Origin of the sequence: Dechloromonas sp. ZS-1 (assembly GCF_039649255.1) — a bacterium.
Classification (GTDB): domain Bacteria; phylum Pseudomonadota; class Gammaproteobacteria; order Burkholderiales; family Rhodocyclaceae; genus Azonexus.
In genome coordinates, this window is record NZ_JBDIYD010000001.1 from 281,849 (window position 1) to 298,428 (window position 16,580).

Here is a 16,580-nt window from a genome sequence, read left to right on the forward strand (position 1 = left end):
GTCCAGATCGCCGCACAGCACCGTATAATCCGCGCATTTTCAACCCCTTAAGCCGGTCGACCGCGCGACATCATGCTGATCTGGTTCGTCGTCCTTTACCTGCTCGTTTCCATCGGCATCGGCCTGCTCGCTGCCACCCGCGTTCATAGCGCCAAGGATTTCGCCGTGGCAGGCCGTCATCTGCCGCTGCCCGTGGTGACCGCCACCGTCTTCGCCACCTGGTTCGGGGCCGAAGCCGTTTTCGGCGTCTCGGCCACCTTCGTCAAGGAAGGCCTTCGCGGTGTCGTGGCCGACCCCTTCGGCTCCTCGCTCTGCCTGATTCTGGGCGGCATCTTCTTCGCCACCAAGCTGTACAAGATGAATGTGCTGACGCTGGGCGACTTTTTCCGCCTGCGCTACAACCGTACGGTTGAAGTGCTGACCACGCTCTGCATCGTCGTCTCCTACCTCGGTTGGGTCGCCGCCCAGATCAAGGCGCTCGGCCTGGTTTTCAGCGTCGTCACCGACGGTGCCATCAGCCCGACCGCCGGCATGATCCTCGGCGCCGCCATCGTGCTCACCTACACCACCTTCGGCGGCATGCTCTCGGTGGCCATCCTGGATTTCGTCCAGATGGGCATCATCATGGGCGGCATGCTCTTCATCGCCTGGTTTGTCGCCGGGAATGCAGGCGGCGTGGCCGCCGTGATCCAGCATGCCGATATGGCCGGAAAACTCGATTTCTTCCCGGAGGCGGATCCGGTGCAATGGACCGCCTTTCTCGGTGCCTGGATCACCATGATGCTCGGCTCGATTCCGCAGCAGGACGTCTTCCAGCGCGTCACCTCGGCCAAGACCGCCAAGATCGCGGTCTGGGGCTCGGTGCTGGGCGGCGTAACCTATTTCTGCTTCGCCTTCGTGCCGATGTTCATCGCCTATTCGGCCACGCTGATCGATCCGGAACAATTCAACGGCCTGCTGCAGACCGACTCTCAACTGATCTTGCCGCTGCTCGTGCTGCAACAGACCCCGGTCTTCGCCCAGGCCATCTTTTTCGGTGCCGTGCTCTCGGCGGTCATGAGCTGCTCCTCGGCCACCCTGCTCGCACCGTCCGTGGCCTTTTCCGAGAACATTGTGCGCGGCTTCATGCCCGGCATCAGCGATCACCGCTTCCTGCTGGTCATGCGAGCCTCCATCGTCGGCTTTGCGCTGATCGTGCTCGGGTTCGCGCTGTATTCCAATGCCAGCATCTTCAAGATGGTGGAAAACGCCTACAAGATCACCCTGGCCGGCGCTTTCGTCCCGCTCGTCGTCGGTGCCTACTGGTCGCGCGCCACCACGCAGGGCGCACTGGCGTCCATCCTGGGCGGGCTGAGCGCCTGGCTGCTGGTCGAATTGCTGATCGGTGAGGAAAGTCTGGTGCCGCCGCAATTGATCGGCCTGGGCGTGTCCTTCATCGGCATGTTCCTGGGCTCGCTGCTGCCGCAATGGGTCGGTCGGCCAACCCCCGTCGAAGACATCCACGATGCCCTGCATCATCGGGCGGCCGCCGAAACGCACCACACCGGCCAGCATCATCACTGAGCGCTGGCGGCTGACGCCACGGCGTCAAGCGCCTAAAATCCGGGAATGACCCGATCCGGACACGCCCCCATCCTGCTTGCCCGCTACCTCGCCCTCGCGTGGTGCGGGCTGGTCGTGTATGGCAGCCTGCATCCGTTTTCCGGCTGGCGCGATACCGGCATTTCACCCTGGGCCTTTCTTGAAGGCGGCTGGCCGCGCTACTGGACGGTCTTTGACCTGCTCGCCAATGTCGCGGTTTATGTCCCGCTGGGTTTCTTCCTGACCCTGGCCCTGCATCGTCTGCCCTGGCGCTTCACCGCCCCCATCCTGGCCTGTCTGCTCTCCGCCGGCGTCAGCGGCGGCCTCGAAGCCATCCAGACCTGGCTGCCCAGCCGCGTGCCGTCCAATCTCGATCTCGCCTGCAATACGCTGGGCGGGCTGCTCGGCGCGCTCTGGGCACATGCGGTCGGACCGCGGGTATTCGCCCGCATCACCGCACTCGAACACCGGCTGATCGCCCCGGTGCCGCATGCCGAACTGGGGCTGACCTTGCTCGGCCTCTGGCTGCTCGTGCCGCTCTCGCCGGAAACCCTGCTGTTCGGCGCGGGCGATGTCCGGCAGATTTTCGGGTTGACCGGCGCCGTGCCCTTTGCGGCCGAGAGTTTCATGCTCATCGAAGCCAGCGTGACCGCCTTCAACCTGCTGGCGGTCGGACTGATTGCCCGTCAGCTGTGCGCGCGCGCCAGCATCGCCTACGCCGTGGTCCCGCTCTTCATCCTGTGTGCCCTCATCGTGGCCACGCTGGCCGCTGCCATTCTCATCGCGCCGGCCGAGGCCCTCGCCTGGCTCACGCCCGGCGCCCGTCTGGGCCTGCTGGTCGGCGGCGGCGGGCTGGCCTTCGCCATGCTGCTCCCGCCCACGCCCCGCTTGATGCTGGCCGCCCTCTCCTTGATGGCCGGGACGGTGCTGGTCAATCTGGCCCCGCCCAATCCCTACTCGATCGCGGCCCTGGCCACCTGGCGCCAGGGACACTTCCTGAATTTCAACGGGCTGACCCGTCTGGTCGCCACCCTCTGGCCTTTCCTGACCCTGCCGTTCCTCTTCCTCACGGCACGCCGCTGAAGCAGGCGGCGCGCGAGCACATGAAACCGCCCCGGTATAATCCGGTCCAACGTCACCTTTGCCCAGGATATTTCCGATGAGCTACTTCAAACATCACGTCTTCATCTGCACCAATCAGCGCGAAAACGGCGAGCAGTGCTGCAACAACGTCGGCGGCTCGGATGCCTTCGCCTACGCCAAGGATCGGATTGGCGCACTGAAGAAGAACGGCGTCGGCGCCGTCCGCATCAACAAGGCCGGTTGCCTGGGCCGCTGCGACCAGGGCCCGGTCATGGTCGTGTACCCGGAAGAAATCTGGTACAACTTCGTCGATAACGACGATGTCGAAGAAATCATCCAGCAGCACCTGATTGGCGGCGAAGTCGTCGACCGTCTGAAGATTTGAGCCATGAAAGCACCGGAAGAAAAATTCCTGATCGACGGCCCGGCCGGCAAGATCGACGTCATCATGGAGCGCCCGGATGCGCCCAAGGGCATCGCCCTGATCGCCCATCCGCACCCGCTGGGCGGCGGCGCCAACACCAACAAGGTGGCCTATACCCTGGCCCGTACCTTCGTCAGCCTCGGCTACGCCGCTTTCCGCCCGAATTTCCGTGGCGTGGGCGGCAGCGAAGGCGTGCATGACGAGGGCCGGGGCGAGACAGAGGACCTGCTCGTCGTCCTGGAAGAAGCCAAGCGCCGCTGCGGCGACCTGCCGGTGGCCTTGGCCGGCTTCTCGTTCGGTGCCTATTGCCAGACCCGCGTCGCCAAGCGCCTGCAGGAAGCCGGGCATCCGGCCCAGCGCCTGGTACTGGTCGGCACCGCCGCCGGCTACGTGGAAAGCACGCGGCACTACGATACCGAGGCCGTGCCGCACGATACCATCGTCATCCACGGCGCCGACGACACCCTGGTCCCGCTGTCCAACGTCTTCGAATGGGCGCTGCCGAATGACCTGCCGGTCGTCGTCGTGCCGGGGGCTGATCACTTCTTCCACCGCCGTCTGCACGTCATTCGCGACATCATCACCCGCGCGTGGCGGCACTGAACGCCCACACCGGCATGGATGCGCTGCGCGTCGATGCCTTGCGGAAAGCCTACGCCGGCACCGAGGTGGTGGCCGGGCTTTCCTTCAGCGTGCCCGCCGGGCGCTGCTTTGGCCTGCTCGGCCCGAACGGCGCCGGCAAAACGACCACTCTGCGCCTCTGTCTGGGCCTGACCGCCCCTGATAGCGGCACGATCCAGCTTGGCGGCCATCCCGTTCCGGAGCTGGCCCAGGCGGCGCGGGCGCGGGTCGGCGTGGTGCCGCAGTTCGACAACCTCGATCCCGATTTCACCTGTGCCGAAAACCTGCTCGTCTTTGGCCGCTATTTCGGCCTGAGCGACAGCGCCATCCGGGCCCGCATCCCGCAGCTGCTCGAATTCGGCGGCCTTACCGGCAAGGCTGATGCCCGCATCAGCACGCTCTCCGGCGGCATGAAGCGGCGCCTCACGCTGGCCCGCGCACTGGTCAACGACCCGGACATCGTCTTTCTCGACGAACCGACCACCGGCCTCGATCCTCAGGCCCGCCATCTGATCTGGGAGCGCCTGAAACAGCTTAAATCAGCCGGCAAAACGCTCATTTTGACCACGCATTTCATGGACGAAGCGGAACGCCTGGCCGATACGCTGATCGTCATCGACCATGGCCGCAAGATTGCCGAAGGCAGCCCGCGCGACCTGATTGCCGAACATATCGAGCCGCAGGTCATCGAGGTGTTCGACGAGGCCGGCGGTCAACTGGCTGCATTTGCCCAAAACCACGGCAGCCTGGCTGCCCGCGTTGAAGTCGCCGGTGAAACCGCCTTCTTCTACTGCCATGAGCCGCGCCCGCTGCTCGCCCAACTGGCCGAGGCGCCCGGGCTGCGCTATGTGCATCGCGCGTCCAATCTGGAAGACGTGTTCATCAAGCTGACCGGCCGCGAGCTGCGGGACTGAACGTGGCGGACGAGACCCTGGCCCTGGTCTGGCTCGGCCTCTGCTGGCTGGGCTATGGCCTGCTGCATTCCGGGCTGGCGGCAACCTCGGTGCGCAGCGCGCTCGGCCGCCGCTGGCCGGCCCTCGGCGCACGCTATCGTCTGGCTTTCAACAGCATCGCCGTGATCACCCTGGCGCCCGCCCTCTGGCTCCTCCATGGCCGGGACTGGACGCTGCTCTGGGCCGAGCCGGCCTGGCTGCGCGGCCTCCTCAACGGTCTGGCCATCCTCGCCCTGCTCGGGCTGATGCGTTCGGCCCGCCATTACGACATGGCCGGCTTTTTGGGCCTGTCCCGACGGTCGACCGTCGGCGGACTGCGGATTTCGCCCTGGCACCGGCACGTTCGCCATCCCTGGTATGCGCTCGCGCTGGTCCTGCTCTGGACCCGCCCGCCCGATACAGCCAACCTGCTGACGGCGGCCCTCCTGAGTCTGTATCTGATCATCGGCAGCCGGCTGGAAGAGCACAAGCTGCTGGCCGAATTCGGCGAAGCCTATGCCCGCTACCGCGCCGCTGTGCCGGGTCTGCTCCCCTGGCCCGGACGCAGCCTGCGTGCCGAGCAGGCGGCTCAACTCGAAGCCCAGGCTGCGGCACATTTCAAGGAATCGGCATGATTTCCGCCCCTCGCTCCGCATCCTCATGGCGCCGGCCCGGCTGGTTTCCCGTCTGGCAGCGTAATTTCCTCGTCTGGAAAAAACTCGCCTTGCCGTCCATTCTCGGCAATCTGGCCGACCCGCTGATCTACATGCTGGGCCTCGGCTACGGCCTGGGGGCCATGCTGCCGAGCATCGATGGCCGGCCTTACGTCGCCTTCCTCGCGGCCGGCACGGTGTGCGCCTCGACGATGAATGCCGCCACCTTCGAGGCGCTGTACTCGGCCTTCTCGCGCATGCATGTGCAGAAAACCTGGGAGGCCATCCTCAACACGCCGCTCGGACTCGGTGACGTGGTGGCCGGCGAATTGGTCTGGGCGGCCACCAAATTGCTGTTTTCCGGTACCGCCATTCTCGTCGTCATCGCCGGGCTCGGCCTGGTGCAGGGTCCGCTCGCGCTCTGGGCGCTGCCGGCCATCGTGCTCACCGGGCTGGCCTTTGCCGCGCTCGGGCTGATCTGGAACGCGCTGGCCCCGTCCTACGATTTCTTCATGTACTACTTCACCCTGTTCATCACGCCGATGACGCTGATTTCCGGGGTGTTCTTTCCGACCGATCAATTGCCCGCCTGGCTTGCCGCCGTCGGGCAGGCCCTGCCGCTGGCCCAGGGCGTCGCCCTGGTGCGTCCGCTGCTTGCCGGCGAAATCCCGTCCGACGCGCTGATCCACATCATGGCGCTGCTCGCCACGACAGCCTTAGCCTACGCGCTGGCGCTGCACCTGACCCGGCGCCGCCTGCTCAAGTAAAATCATCCGATGGAAACCTTGCTCGTCCTGACCAATTGCCCCGATGAAGCCACGGCCAATGCCATTGCCCTGGCCCTCGTCGAAGAAAAGTTCGCCGCCTGCGTGAACATCCTGCCGCGCGTCCAGTCCGTCTATCGCTGGCAGGGTGCCGTTGAGTCGGCGAGCGAAATCCCCCTGCTGATCAAGTCGACCGTCGGATGCTACGCCGAACTCGAAGCCGCGATCCGCGCCCGGCATCCTTACGATGTGCCGGAAATCATTGCCCTGCCGATCACGCAGGGCCTGCCGGCCTACCTGAACTGGATCGCCACGGAGACTGCTGCATGACCATCCTGTCTCACCGCATCGTGCAGCGCCTGCTGCACCTGCTCTGCCTCTTCGTCTGCCTGCTGCCGCTCGCCCAGGCACAGGAGTTCCTCGATCCGGCCGTCGCCTTCAAGCCCACGGCCAAGGCGCTCGATGGGCAGACCATCGAGGTGCGCTACGAGATCGCCAAGGGCTACTACCTGTACCGCGACAAATTCCGCTTTGCCGTGGCCGATGATGCCGCACCGCTCGGCACACCGCAGTTGCCCAAGGGCAAGGAGAAGCAGGACGACAATTTCGGCAAGGTCGAGGTGTATTACGACCGTGTCAGCATCCGTCTGCCGGTTGAACGCAACGCCTCGGGCGAACTGCCGCTGACCCTCAATCTGACCAGCCAGGGCTGTGCCGATGCCGGTGTCTGCTACCCGCCGCAGACCCAGCGCGTCAGTCTCAGCCTGCCCGATCCGGGCAGCGCGCCGGCCGACAATCCGACGGTCGACGGCGATGAAAGCGGTCAAATTGCCAGCACGCTCAAGGCCGCCGGCTTCTGGACCAGCCTCGGCCTCTTCTTCCTGGCCGGCCTGGGCCTCTCGCTCACACCCTGCGTTTTCCCGATGATCCCCATCCTCTCCGGCATCATCGCCGGGCAGGGCCACAAGGCGTCGCATGCAGGCGGGTTCGCGCTCTCGCTCGCCTACGTGCTGGGCATGGCGCTCACCTACGCCGCCGCCGGGGTCGCCGCCGGACTGACCGGCACGCTGCTCTCCGCCGCCTTGCAGAACCCCTGGGTGCTGGGCGGTTTTGCCCTGGTTTTCGTGGTGCTTTCCGGCTCGATGTTCGGCTTCTACGAGCTGCAACTGCCGACAGCCCTGCAAAGCAAGCTCTCGGAAGAGTCCGGCCACCTGCAGGGCGGACGCGGTCTCGGTGTCTTTTTGATGGGCGCACTCTCCGCGCTGATCGTCGGCCCGTGCGTGGCTGCCCCGCTGGCCGGTGCGCTGCTCTACATCGGCCAGACCGGCGATGCCGTCCTTGGCGGCGCCGCCTTGTTCACCATGGCGCTCGGCATGGGCGTGCCGCTGCTCATCGTCGGCACCGCCGGCGGCTCGCTGCTGCCCAAAACCGGTCCGTGGATGGACGGCGTCAAGAAGGCCTTTGGCGTGCTCCTGCTCGCCACCGCCGTCTGGCTGGTTTCGCCGGTCCTGCCGCCGGTCGTACCCATGCTGGCCTGGGCGGTGCTCCTGATCATCCCGGCCATCTACCTGCATGCGCTCGATCCGCTGCCGCCGCACGCCAAGGGCGGGCAACGCTTCTGGAAAGGCATCGGCCTGATCATGCTGCTCACCGGTGCCGCCCTCCTGATCGGCGCCCTGGCCGGCAATCGCGATCCCTTACAGCCGCTGGCCGGCCTGCGCGGCAATGCGGTGGCGGCCGAATCCGCCAAGCTGCCGTTCGAGCCCGTGCGTTCGGTCGCCGAGCTCGATGCCCGTCTGGCGACGGTCGACCGCCCGGTGATGCTCGATTTCTACGCGGACTGGTGCGTCTCCTGCAAGGAGATGGAAAAGTTCACCTTCTCGGACAATGCCGTGCGCGCCAAACTGGCCGGCTTTACGCTGCTCAAGGCGGATGTCACCGCCAATTCGGCGGACGACAAAGCCTTGCTCGCCCGCTTTGGCCTCTTTGGCCCGCCCGGGATCATCTTCTTTGACCCGAAAGGCAAGGAGATCCTCGGTCAGCGCGTGGTCGGCTATCAAGAGGCCGGCGTTTTCCTGAAGCGCCTTGAGGCGGTCGCGGCGCGCGGCTGATGCGACAGGCGACCCGCCTTTTCCTGACCGGCTGGGCCGCCGCCCTCGTCCTTGCCGGCTGCGCCAGCATCGGCCCCGACGCGCCGGTCGTCCGTCCCGATGAACGGCTGCCGCCGGATCTGCGTCGGCCACCGGAAACATCCCCTGCGCGACCGGGGAGCCCGCCATCCGTCCCCTCGTCACCGGCCACCGGCGAAACGATCATCCCCGGCACCCCAACGCTGAGTGAGCGCGACGTCAAAACCCTGATCAACCGCCTGCTGCCCGGCGGCATCCGCGATCGCAGCGGCTGGACCAACGATCTCTATAGCGCTTTCCAAAGCCTCGGCCTGCCGCATGCGGCACCGGTCTATTGCACGGTGATCGCGGTCATCGAGCAGGAATCCTCCTTCCAGGCCGATCCCGTCGTGCCGGGCCTGAACACGATTGTCTGGAACGAACTGGAAGCACGCGGCAAACGCTTCGGCATCCCGCGTCTGGTCATCGAGGCGGCCATGCTGAAAACCTCGCCGGACGGTCGCAGCTACAAGCAGCGCATCGATACCCTGAAAACCGAAAAGCAGCTCAACGGCCTGTTCGAAGACATGATTTCCGAGTTACCCGCCGGCAAGCAGTTGTTTGCCGACTACAACCCGGTACGCACCGGCGGCCCGATGCAGGTCAGCATTGCCTTTGCCGAGCAGCACGCCCGCGAGCGCAGCTATCCGTACAGCCCGATCCGGAGCATTCGCGACGAGGTGTTCACCCGGCGCGGCGGCGTGTATTTCGGCAGCGCCATCCTGCTCGATTATCCGGCGCCTTACACCGAGGTGGTATACCGCTTCGCCGACTTCAACGCCGGTCGTTACAGCAGCCGGAATGCCGCGTTTCAGGCCGCCGTCGTGCGGCTGACCGGGGCGGATCTGAGCCTTGATGGCGATCTCCTGCGCTACGCCAAGGGACAGGCCGTCCCCGAACCGAGCAGCGTGGAAATTGCCCTGCGCCGACAGGTCGACCGTCTGCGCCTGAGCCCCGGCGAAATCCGCCGCGATCTGCTCCTGGAAAAATCGCCCGCCTTCAGCCAAAGTCCGCTCTGGCAGCGTGTGTTCTCCCTGGCCGATGCCCAGGCAGGCCAGGTGCTGCCGCGCCAGACCATGCCCCGCATCGACCTGAAAAGCCCGAAGATCGTGCGCAAGCTGACCACCGAATGGTTTGCCCGGCGTGTCGAAGGACGCTTCCGCACCTGCCTGGCCCGCGAAGGGCAAGGCAACTGAACATGCCGGCCAGCCTGCTCGCCGCGCTCGCTGGCCTGCTGTGCTGCCTCTCCTGGCCGGTCATCGCACAAACCCCGGCTGGCAACAGTATCCGGGCTGCCGAGATCGCCCAGTGTCCTCATGGCGACATCGTCACCTGGCAGGATGGCATCGACCGCCCGAGCAGCCAGCCGCGCTGGCGCATCGCCTACACCCATACCGGCGCGCCTGCCTGGTTGCCCGAGCGCACGGTGCGCGGCCTGATCGCCACAGCCCTGGAGGCCTGGTCGCCCTGTGGCATTCCCATGGCCCAGGAGGAAGGGCCGCCTGCGGAGAGCGCTGACCTGATTCATCTGGATTGGGACGAGGCGGGCAGTCGCGGTAATTTCGGTCTGGCCGATCTGGGACGGCGCCGGCTCTCCCTCAGCCCGGCCGCCTTTGCCCTGCTCCGCGAACGCAATCCGGCCCACGATGCCCGGCAAACCCTGCAAATGGTGCTCGCACACGAACTCGGTCATTTTCTCGGCCTGATGGCCCACTCGCGGCGCTGCGTCGATGTGCTCTCCTATTACCACGACGGCAAAGGCGGCCAATGCCTGACCCGCGAACCGGGCGGCATTGCCGGCAAGGGCGAGTTCCGCGCCAGCCTGCCCACCGCCTGCGACATCGCGCGCTGCCGTGCACTCAACGCAGGCAACCGCTGACCATCACCCGCTGTTTCTGCTAGATTGAAGGGACCCGCAGCCTTCGAAGGAGACGGCCATGCATGACCCTCATGCCCTCAACCTGCATCAGGCGGCACAACGGCTCGCCCGCAGCCCCGATCAGGTCACCGCCCTGGAAATCCGTCTGGCCCACGCCATCGAACACGGCGAACTGGCAGCCAACATCAAGCGCTGGGCGACGGAACAGTGGGAAGGCCCGCAATTGCCGGGCAACCTGCATCGTCTGGAAACCTGGATTGATCCGGCAGCACTGGCCAGTTGGCAGGCCAGCCACGGTGAAGGCTGAATCGCGGCGCAGCATCGGCATGCTGCGCTCAGCCGTGCCTCAACGCGACTTGTAGCTGAGCGCCGCCACGGCTTCCGCCGCGCCGGTCAGGCGGACGAGATTCCCCACCTTGTCCCAATGCACATAGACCGGCACGTAATTCGCCCACCAGTAGCGCGACTGCGCGGCATTGTCCGCGGCATCGCCAGGCGGGGGACCGAGCGCCATGCTGACCTGTTCCCGCGTCATGCCTTTGAAAACCTGCCCCTTGGTGATCGCCATGCGCACGGCGGGGGGATAAGCCTGCAACTTGGACCGGGGATCCTCGGCCACGATCAGCCGGGTAAGCCACTGCTCGAAGGCCGCCGGGCTGCGGCTGCCGTCACCGGCAATGCGCATCGGCTTTCCGTCAATTTCCACCTCGGCCTGACGCCCGTCCAGACGGCGAATCAGCACCGGCGTCCCGGCAGCAATGAAGGATTGCTGGCCATAGGCCGTTTCGCTGATCAGATCGCCGGCATAGCGCAGGTTGCAACAGGCATGGCCCTGGCGCAGCAGGGTCTTGGCAGTCCGCGTCGCCTTTGGCTGATCGGTCTCCGGCTTTGCATCCGGACGCAGGAACTGATCCAGCTCACTGCACGCACCAAGCAGGCTGCAGGCGAGCAGGGCGACGGTCAACCGGGAAAAACGGTGAAATTTGGGGGAGGCGGTCATGGTTTTCCAATCCCGCGCGGCGTGCGGGAAAAGAAAAATTATACGGCGACCGGCCCTTACTTTCCGATACAGAATCTAGCGAATAGGCGCAAACCCGCACCGTTGCGTGGTTTGTGAATTTCAGATTTTCATCATGGGAACAAATATGGGAACACTTTTCGGAGTTGTCCCCTGATTTTTCCAGCCTTCCACCCGAAAAGCGAAACCCGGCATAAGGCCGGGTCTGGTTGCTTATGGGGTTCATTTATGGGGACGATCAGCTGTAGAAATTCAGACTTGATCTGACAGCTAGTGTCTGATCAGATCAAGACTTGTCTCCTTTCGACCCTGACCGGACTTTCACTGTTCAGGCGTTTGAAGGGACGGTTTACGATTGCAGTTGTCGTTTAGGGCACATTTGAATACAAACCGCTCGCTTTAACGAGCCGTCGATGAATGTGCTGACACGTGCAGTAACCTAGCGTTAAGCTGCCGGTCAATCACTCATGGCGTCGAACGGCAGCTTTGCCGTAATTCGATGTAACAGTTGGCCAACAGCGAAGATCGTCTGCAAACTAAATGCTCAGCCTCGGCCCTTTTCAAGCCATTTCAGCAACTTCTCATAAAGCAATTCCGGTTTGGCAGGCTTGGTAATGAAGTCGTCCATCCCCGCATCAAGGCACTGATCTTTATTTTCGGCAAACGCGTTCGCCGTCATCGCCAGGATGGGCAACTCCGCGCAGCCAGGCAATTGCCGGATCTGCCTTGTCGCACCCAGACCGTCCAGGACCGGCATCTGCATGTCCATCAGGATAATGGCGTAGAGGCCTGAACGGGCTTTCTCTACCGCCTGCTGACCATCCTCGGCCAAGTCGACCTTAAGGTCGACATCTTCCAGCAACATCTGGGCAATTTCGCGGTTGATCGGCTCGTCTTCCGCCAGCAGGATATGCTTACCAGCATGGTCTCGCCGGATCGCCTGTTCGGCGATTTCGAGCCTGGTGCTGATGAATTGCGCTGTGCTCCTTGTGGACTTCCGGAGTATGGCTGTGAACCAGAAGGTGCTGCCTTGGCCCGATGAGGAGATGACCCCGGCAGTGCCACCCATGAGTTCCGCAATTTTCTTGGTAATGGCCAGACCCAAGCCGGTTCCACCGTACTGGCGGGTAGTCGAGTTGTCGGCCTGTTCGAAGGCGTTAAAGAGTTTGGGGAGCACCTCGGGTGCAATACCAATCCCCGTATCCTCAACTTCAAAGCGCAGGGTGGCAGTAGCATCCGTTTGAGCGTCTTCTTTCACCCTTAGGGTGATGGAGCCAGTCTCGGTGAATTTGAGGGCGTTGGCCGCATAGTTGAGCATGGCCTGTTGCAAACGGGTCGGATCGCCGTGGAGATTACGGGGCAATGAGCTGGTCTCGATGTTGAAGGACAATCCCTTTTCCCGCGCCTTTTGGCCCAGCATCGCGGCGATGTTGCCGAGAATGGCCTCGATATGCACCGGGGCATCCTCGAGTGTGAATTTTGCTGCTTCGATCTTGGACAAATCGAGAACGTTGTTGATGATATTGAGGAGGTGATTGCCCGCATTATCGATCTTGTCGATCCTGTCGGCCTGTTGTGGTGTCACGCCGCTGCGACGCAGGATGTGAGCCATGCCGGTGATGGCGTTGAGGGGAGTACGAATTTCATGGCTCATGTTGGCCAGAAAGGCGCTCTTGGCCACGCTGGCGGTTTCAGCAGCTTCCTTGGCATCGCGCAAATCCTGAGTTTGCTCGTCTACCAACTCTTGCAGAAAGAGTCTATGACGCTCCAAGTCGAATTCGTTCTCCTTGCGACTGGAGATATCGAAGATCACTCCAATCAGGTAGCCGGGTTGTCCATCCTGGTTAAAGTGGCCACAACCACGTTCTCCCACCCAGAGCATGCGACCCTGCGCATCGAAGATTCGGTATTCGATCTCATAGGGACGTTTATCAGCCACACCAGACCGAACCGCCTGATCCACCATTGCAAGATCATCCGGATGAATGATGCTGGCAAAGCTGCGAACTTTGTTGGCAAGAAAGTCATCGATCACGTAACCAGTCAGTTCTGTGAAACCTGGGCTGAAATACTCCATGGTCCAGTCGGCGTCGAGCTTGCAGCGATAGGCGAATCCCGGAATGCTCTCGACCAGTTCCCGGAAGCGGGACTCGCTTTCCTGCAGGCGCTCGTCGGCAAGCTTGCGCTCGGTGATGTCTTCGTACAAACCCAGTACCCCCACCACCTCGCTGTCGCTGTTTTTCAGTGGGACTTTCGAGGTGCGCAACCAGATTGTCCGGCCATCGGGGGTGGTCTGCGGCTCTTCATACCCGAGACGTGGACTGCCTGACGCCATCACCTGTTGGTCGTCGGCACGATAGAGATCAGCTTGGGTGGCCCAGCCCATCTGATAATCATCCCGGCCAATTAGTTCATCTGGGCGTTCCTTGCCGGCATCTCTGGCAAAAGCAGGGTTGCAACCAAGGTACATGAGATCCTTGTTTTTCCAGAATACCCTTACCGGCGCATTGTCGATGACCGACTGCAACAGGGACTTGGACTCGGCCAGTTCGGCCAGCAACCTTTCGAGTTCCCTATTGCGTGTGTCAATGGTCACCAGCGCGTGCCCGCCCACGGATTTCAGCCTGACGATCGCTGCTACCAAGGCGTCGATTTCATCGACGCTGGGTTTCTGATCCAGCGCTGCGTTAGCGTAGTTGCGCAAGTCATCCGAGTCAGTTGCTGCCAACTCGGCGGCAACCTGCTCCAACCGGCGCCGAACCATCGAGTGATAGGCATACAGCACGATCAGGATAACGATCACGATGACCAGCGTGTTGCCGATGAAGTTCGCGCTGAGTTCCCGGATCATGGACCAGCGCACTTGCCGCATGTCCTTGATCAGCGTCAGCGTTCCGAGATGATGTTGCTTGCCCTCTTCGATATGTACCAGGGGAAAGGAACGCTCGAAGGTATCCGAAGCGTTTTGGCTTCCATAATGCAAGGCAGGGCGACCGGCCTGCTCCAGACGGACTGCCGAAACATCCAGCATGCTCACAATGCCCTTGAGCTGGATCTCGGTCTGGTCAGTATCGAAAGACCACAGGCTACGTATCATCGGCGGCGAAATGTAGCTACCGATCGATGTGTAATGACTGTCAAGCGCTTCGAGGCGATTCTGATAGCCGAGAAATGCTTCCACAAAGGAAATAAGGATTGCCGCGATCAATCCGACCAGGAAGCCGCGCTTGATCAGGTGTCGAGTGAGCTTGCTGTGCATCCCGAGAAATTCGAAAGGATTTCTCGGGTAAGTGGACTGAGTCAAAACGATTCCTTTACTCTGTCATGACTTCAAACATGATCTTGTTGTAGGTGCCATCCCCCTTCATTTCGCGCAATGTCTTGGCGATGCGCGGCGCCAAAGCCTCATGCTTCTTGTTCAAGTAAAGGTACATGTCAACATCTTTGAGCGACGGGGAAATCGGGGCGATGCTCGAAAGTGCCAGGCTGCGTAGAAGAGAGATACCATCTGCTCGCGTATATAAGGCGAGATCTACCCTGCCGCCATCTAGCATCCTGAACATCTGCTCTGGTTTATCAACCTTGGTGACGCTTCTCGCGCCGGAGGCATTTGCCTCGAACATTTTCCAGCCGGTAATGAAGGCAACACGATAGGGTTTCAGGCTGTCCCAACTCTGGTCAAGGTTGATCATGGCATCTTTGGAAAAGGCCACGAAGCTGATTCCAATGAAGCGCTCGGGAACTTGAATTAGATTGGGATACTGGGTGCCCAATCCGGCAACTCGCAGCCCTTCGCCATCGACCTCACCCTGATTGGCCATAAACAGCGAGCGCTCGGAAGGGTTGCTGACCAATTTGAGTTGGAGGCCGGCCCTGTGGAATGCCTCGCGCGACAAAAGCTCTAGCGCTTTCCTGTCGAGCGGGGTGTTGTTGGTACTGATGACCAACGTCGGTTGTTCAGCCGTGGCGCAGAGCGCAACAAAAAACAGAATGACCCCAAACAGACGAAACCCTTGCATGGCTTACCTCCCTGCTATGTTCCTGTTCTTATATTTTTTATTTTACTCGATCTGCAATTCGTCAACCACACCGCTAGAAACCTCGGGCCAAAGATTTCATAGAGCTGAATGGTCGACCATCCAGAGTAGGTCAGGCGGAGGCGGCCGTTTTAGCCGAGGAGCTCGAATCGTGTATCTGGCAGGTTCCGATGTACTCCGGTCGTTCAGAGGGCGGCTATTTGGAGAGACCGACAGTCAGCAGTTGGCCGAAGTAAGACATTGCCAACTGACTGTCGCTGTCAGATCAAGTCGCGATTTCTACAGATCAGCGCACCCGCTGTAATGCTTCCCGTTGTTCGCGCAATAAGGCATGAATCCGTTTCAGGCTATCGCGCCATTCTTGGGAGCGTCCGCCGTGCTTCAAGCTATTGGCTGCGCTGTTGGCCTTTCCCTCGACGGTTCGCGGCCCGGTCGATTTCTCCCACGGTCGTAATTCCTGGATCAAGGCTCGCTGCCTCGCCCGCCGTTCCGGTGTCCAGCCGTTCCCCATGTTGCACCTCCAATAGTTCGTTTGACTGATTGATTGTTTTCTCCGCGTGCGCGGGGGCGTGTATCCCGTTATTCACTTGCTGGGGGCCGTTGGCGATGTTCGCCTGCTTGGCAAAGACCACGGGCGGATTTTTGATCGCGGCCAGCGTTTCTAAGGTCATCCGGCATTGGTTCTGTGCCTTCATCGCCATACGAAAGAAGGATTCCAAATTTTTCTGGTACTCCTGATTTAGCGCCCGCCGTGAAAAGTTCATGAAGATGGATTGCAGCGCGTTGGCTTGGGCCACAAGCATGGCCTCACACTCGCCCATATCCCCGCCCTGCACCTTTTTGATAGATGCCTTCAAACCTGAACACAATTCAACTACGCCTTGCTCGCCAAATGGCTTGCCATACATCTCAATGACAGCCGCCGCGTTTGACTGGGGCATCAGGGTAAATTTTGCTACCAGTTCCGCTGCCGGTTGTTTCTTCTCGTTCGCTACGGCTTCAGGCTTCTTTGATCTAGCAGTCACGTTCGCTCCTTTATTCATAGTTAAAGCCCCGGCATTCAGCCGCCAGCCATTCGGCCTCTTCGCGGGTCAGGCCACCATCAAATTCCATGATTGCCGCCCGTTCATCGAAGGCTTCGCGGCCAATATCGTTCATGTGTTTTTCTGTGGGGACATTGGGGACAACGGGGACAGCCGCATGAATACAGGGCTTCCCTTGTCCCCAAGGCCGGGGATGGTTTGGGGACATTGGGGACAAATCTGGCCTTTCGTCCTTCCTCTCGGTCACGGTGGCGGGTGACTGTCCCCGCGTGTCCCCGGCATTTTCGGGAAAGTGGGGACGGGTCAAAGCCGCGTGGTTGCAGGCTGTCCCCGGTGTCCCACCTTGTCCCCCGCTTTTTTGCATGGGTTCGGATAGC

The 16,580-nt window shown here is 62.1% G+C and carries 17 protein-coding genes; 12 read left to right on the plus strand and 5 right to left on the minus strand.

What is annotated here, in order from left to right:
- Positions 1-72 precede the first annotated feature (72 nt).
- From AACO21_RS01390 to AACO21_RS01445, 12 genes are all read left to right on the plus strand, one after another.
- Positions 73-1,563 (plus strand): sodium:solute symporter family protein, encoded by a 1,491-nt coding sequence (locus tag AACO21_RS01390; protein WP_346190683.1) that lies wholly within the window; start codon positions 73-75, stop codon positions 1,561-1,563.
- A gap of 45 nt (positions 1,564-1,608) precedes the next feature.
- The gene (locus tag AACO21_RS01395; protein ID WP_346190684.1) at positions 1,609-2,664 is read left to right on the plus strand and encodes a VanZ family protein; all 1,056 of its coding nucleotides are present in this window, start codon (positions 1,609-1,611) and stop codon (positions 2,662-2,664) included.
- A 76-nt stretch (positions 2,665-2,740) separates the two neighbouring features.
- Positions 2,741-3,049, plus strand: coding sequence for an NAD(P)H-dependent oxidoreductase subunit E (locus AACO21_RS01400; RefSeq protein ID WP_346190685.1), 309 nt, complete (start codon positions 2,741-2,743; stop codon positions 3,047-3,049).
- A gap of 3 nt (positions 3,050-3,052) precedes the next feature.
- Positions 3,053-3,691, plus strand: coding sequence for an alpha/beta fold hydrolase (locus AACO21_RS01405; RefSeq protein WP_346190686.1), 639 nt, complete (start codon positions 3,053-3,055; stop codon positions 3,689-3,691).
- Positions 3,679-4,623, plus strand: coding sequence for an ATP-binding cassette domain-containing protein (locus AACO21_RS01410; RefSeq protein WP_346190687.1), 945 nt, complete (start codon positions 3,679-3,681; stop codon positions 4,621-4,623). The genes AACO21_RS01405 and AACO21_RS01410 overlap by 13 nt, the downstream gene beginning before the upstream one ends.
- 2 nt (positions 4,624-4,625) lie before the next feature.
- Positions 4,626-5,276, plus strand: coding sequence for a hypothetical protein (locus tag AACO21_RS01415; protein WP_346190688.1), 651 nt, complete (start codon positions 4,626-4,628; stop codon positions 5,274-5,276).
- Entirely contained in the window at positions 5,273-6,061 is a 789-nt protein-coding gene (locus tag AACO21_RS01420; RefSeq protein WP_346190689.1) for an ABC transporter permease, read from the plus strand. Before AACO21_RS01415 ends, AACO21_RS01420 begins: the two co-directional genes overlap by 4 nt.
- 9 nt (positions 6,062-6,070) lie before the next feature.
- A complete protein-coding gene (gene cutA, locus AACO21_RS01425) occupies positions 6,071-6,388 on the plus strand; it encodes a divalent-cation tolerance protein CutA (RefSeq protein ID WP_346190690.1) in 318 nt (105 codons plus the stop codon).
- Positions 6,385-8,169: a protein-disulfide reductase DsbD gene (gene dsbD / locus AACO21_RS01430; RefSeq protein ID WP_346190691.1), complete on the plus strand. Its 1,785-nt coding sequence runs from the start codon at positions 6,385-6,387 to the stop codon at positions 8,167-8,169. The genes cutA and dsbD overlap by 4 nt, the downstream gene beginning before the upstream one ends.
- The gene (locus AACO21_RS01435) at positions 8,169-9,422 is read left to right on the plus strand and encodes a DUF1615 domain-containing protein (protein WP_346190692.1); all 1,254 of its coding nucleotides are present in this window, start codon (positions 8,169-8,171) and stop codon (positions 9,420-9,422) included. The genes dsbD and AACO21_RS01435 overlap by 1 nt, the downstream gene beginning before the upstream one ends.
- A 2-nt stretch (positions 9,423-9,424) precedes the next feature.
- Positions 9,425-10,105, plus strand: a complete 681-nt coding sequence (locus tag AACO21_RS01440) for a hypothetical protein (RefSeq protein WP_346190693.1) — start codon at positions 9,425-9,427, stop codon at positions 10,103-10,105.
- A gap of 58 nt (positions 10,106-10,163) precedes the next feature.
- Positions 10,164-10,412, plus strand: a complete 249-nt coding sequence (locus AACO21_RS01445; RefSeq protein WP_346190694.1) for a hypothetical protein — start codon at positions 10,164-10,166, stop codon at positions 10,410-10,412.
- 39 nt (positions 10,413-10,451) lie between these two features.
- Here the strand turns inward: AACO21_RS01445 and AACO21_RS01450 are convergent, their stop codons facing one another.
- From AACO21_RS01450 to AACO21_RS01470, 5 genes are all read right to left on the minus strand, one after another.
- Positions 10,452-11,105: a hypothetical protein gene (locus AACO21_RS01450; protein ID WP_346190695.1), complete on the minus strand. Its 654-nt coding sequence runs from the start codon at positions 11,103-11,105 to the stop codon at positions 10,452-10,454.
- 562 nt (positions 11,106-11,667) lie between these two features.
- A complete protein-coding gene (locus tag AACO21_RS01455) occupies positions 11,668-14,382 on the minus strand; it encodes an ATP-binding protein (protein WP_346190696.1) in 2,715 nt (904 codons plus the stop codon).
- 55 nt (positions 14,383-14,437) lie between these two features.
- Positions 14,438-15,142, minus strand: coding sequence for a transporter substrate-binding domain-containing protein (locus tag AACO21_RS01460; RefSeq protein WP_346190697.1), 705 nt, complete (start codon positions 15,140-15,142; stop codon positions 14,438-14,440).
- Positions 15,143-15,546: 404 nt separating this feature from the next.
- Positions 15,547-16,203, minus strand: a complete 657-nt coding sequence (locus tag AACO21_RS01465) for a hypothetical protein (protein WP_346190698.1) — start codon at positions 16,201-16,203, stop codon at positions 15,547-15,549.
- On the minus strand, positions 16,196-16,318 hold the full coding sequence (locus AACO21_RS01470) for a hypothetical protein (RefSeq protein WP_346190699.1): 123 nt from the start codon (positions 16,316-16,318) through the stop codon (positions 16,196-16,198). The genes AACO21_RS01465 and AACO21_RS01470 overlap by 8 nt, the downstream gene beginning before the upstream one ends.
- Positions 16,319-16,580: the final 262 nt, after the last annotated feature.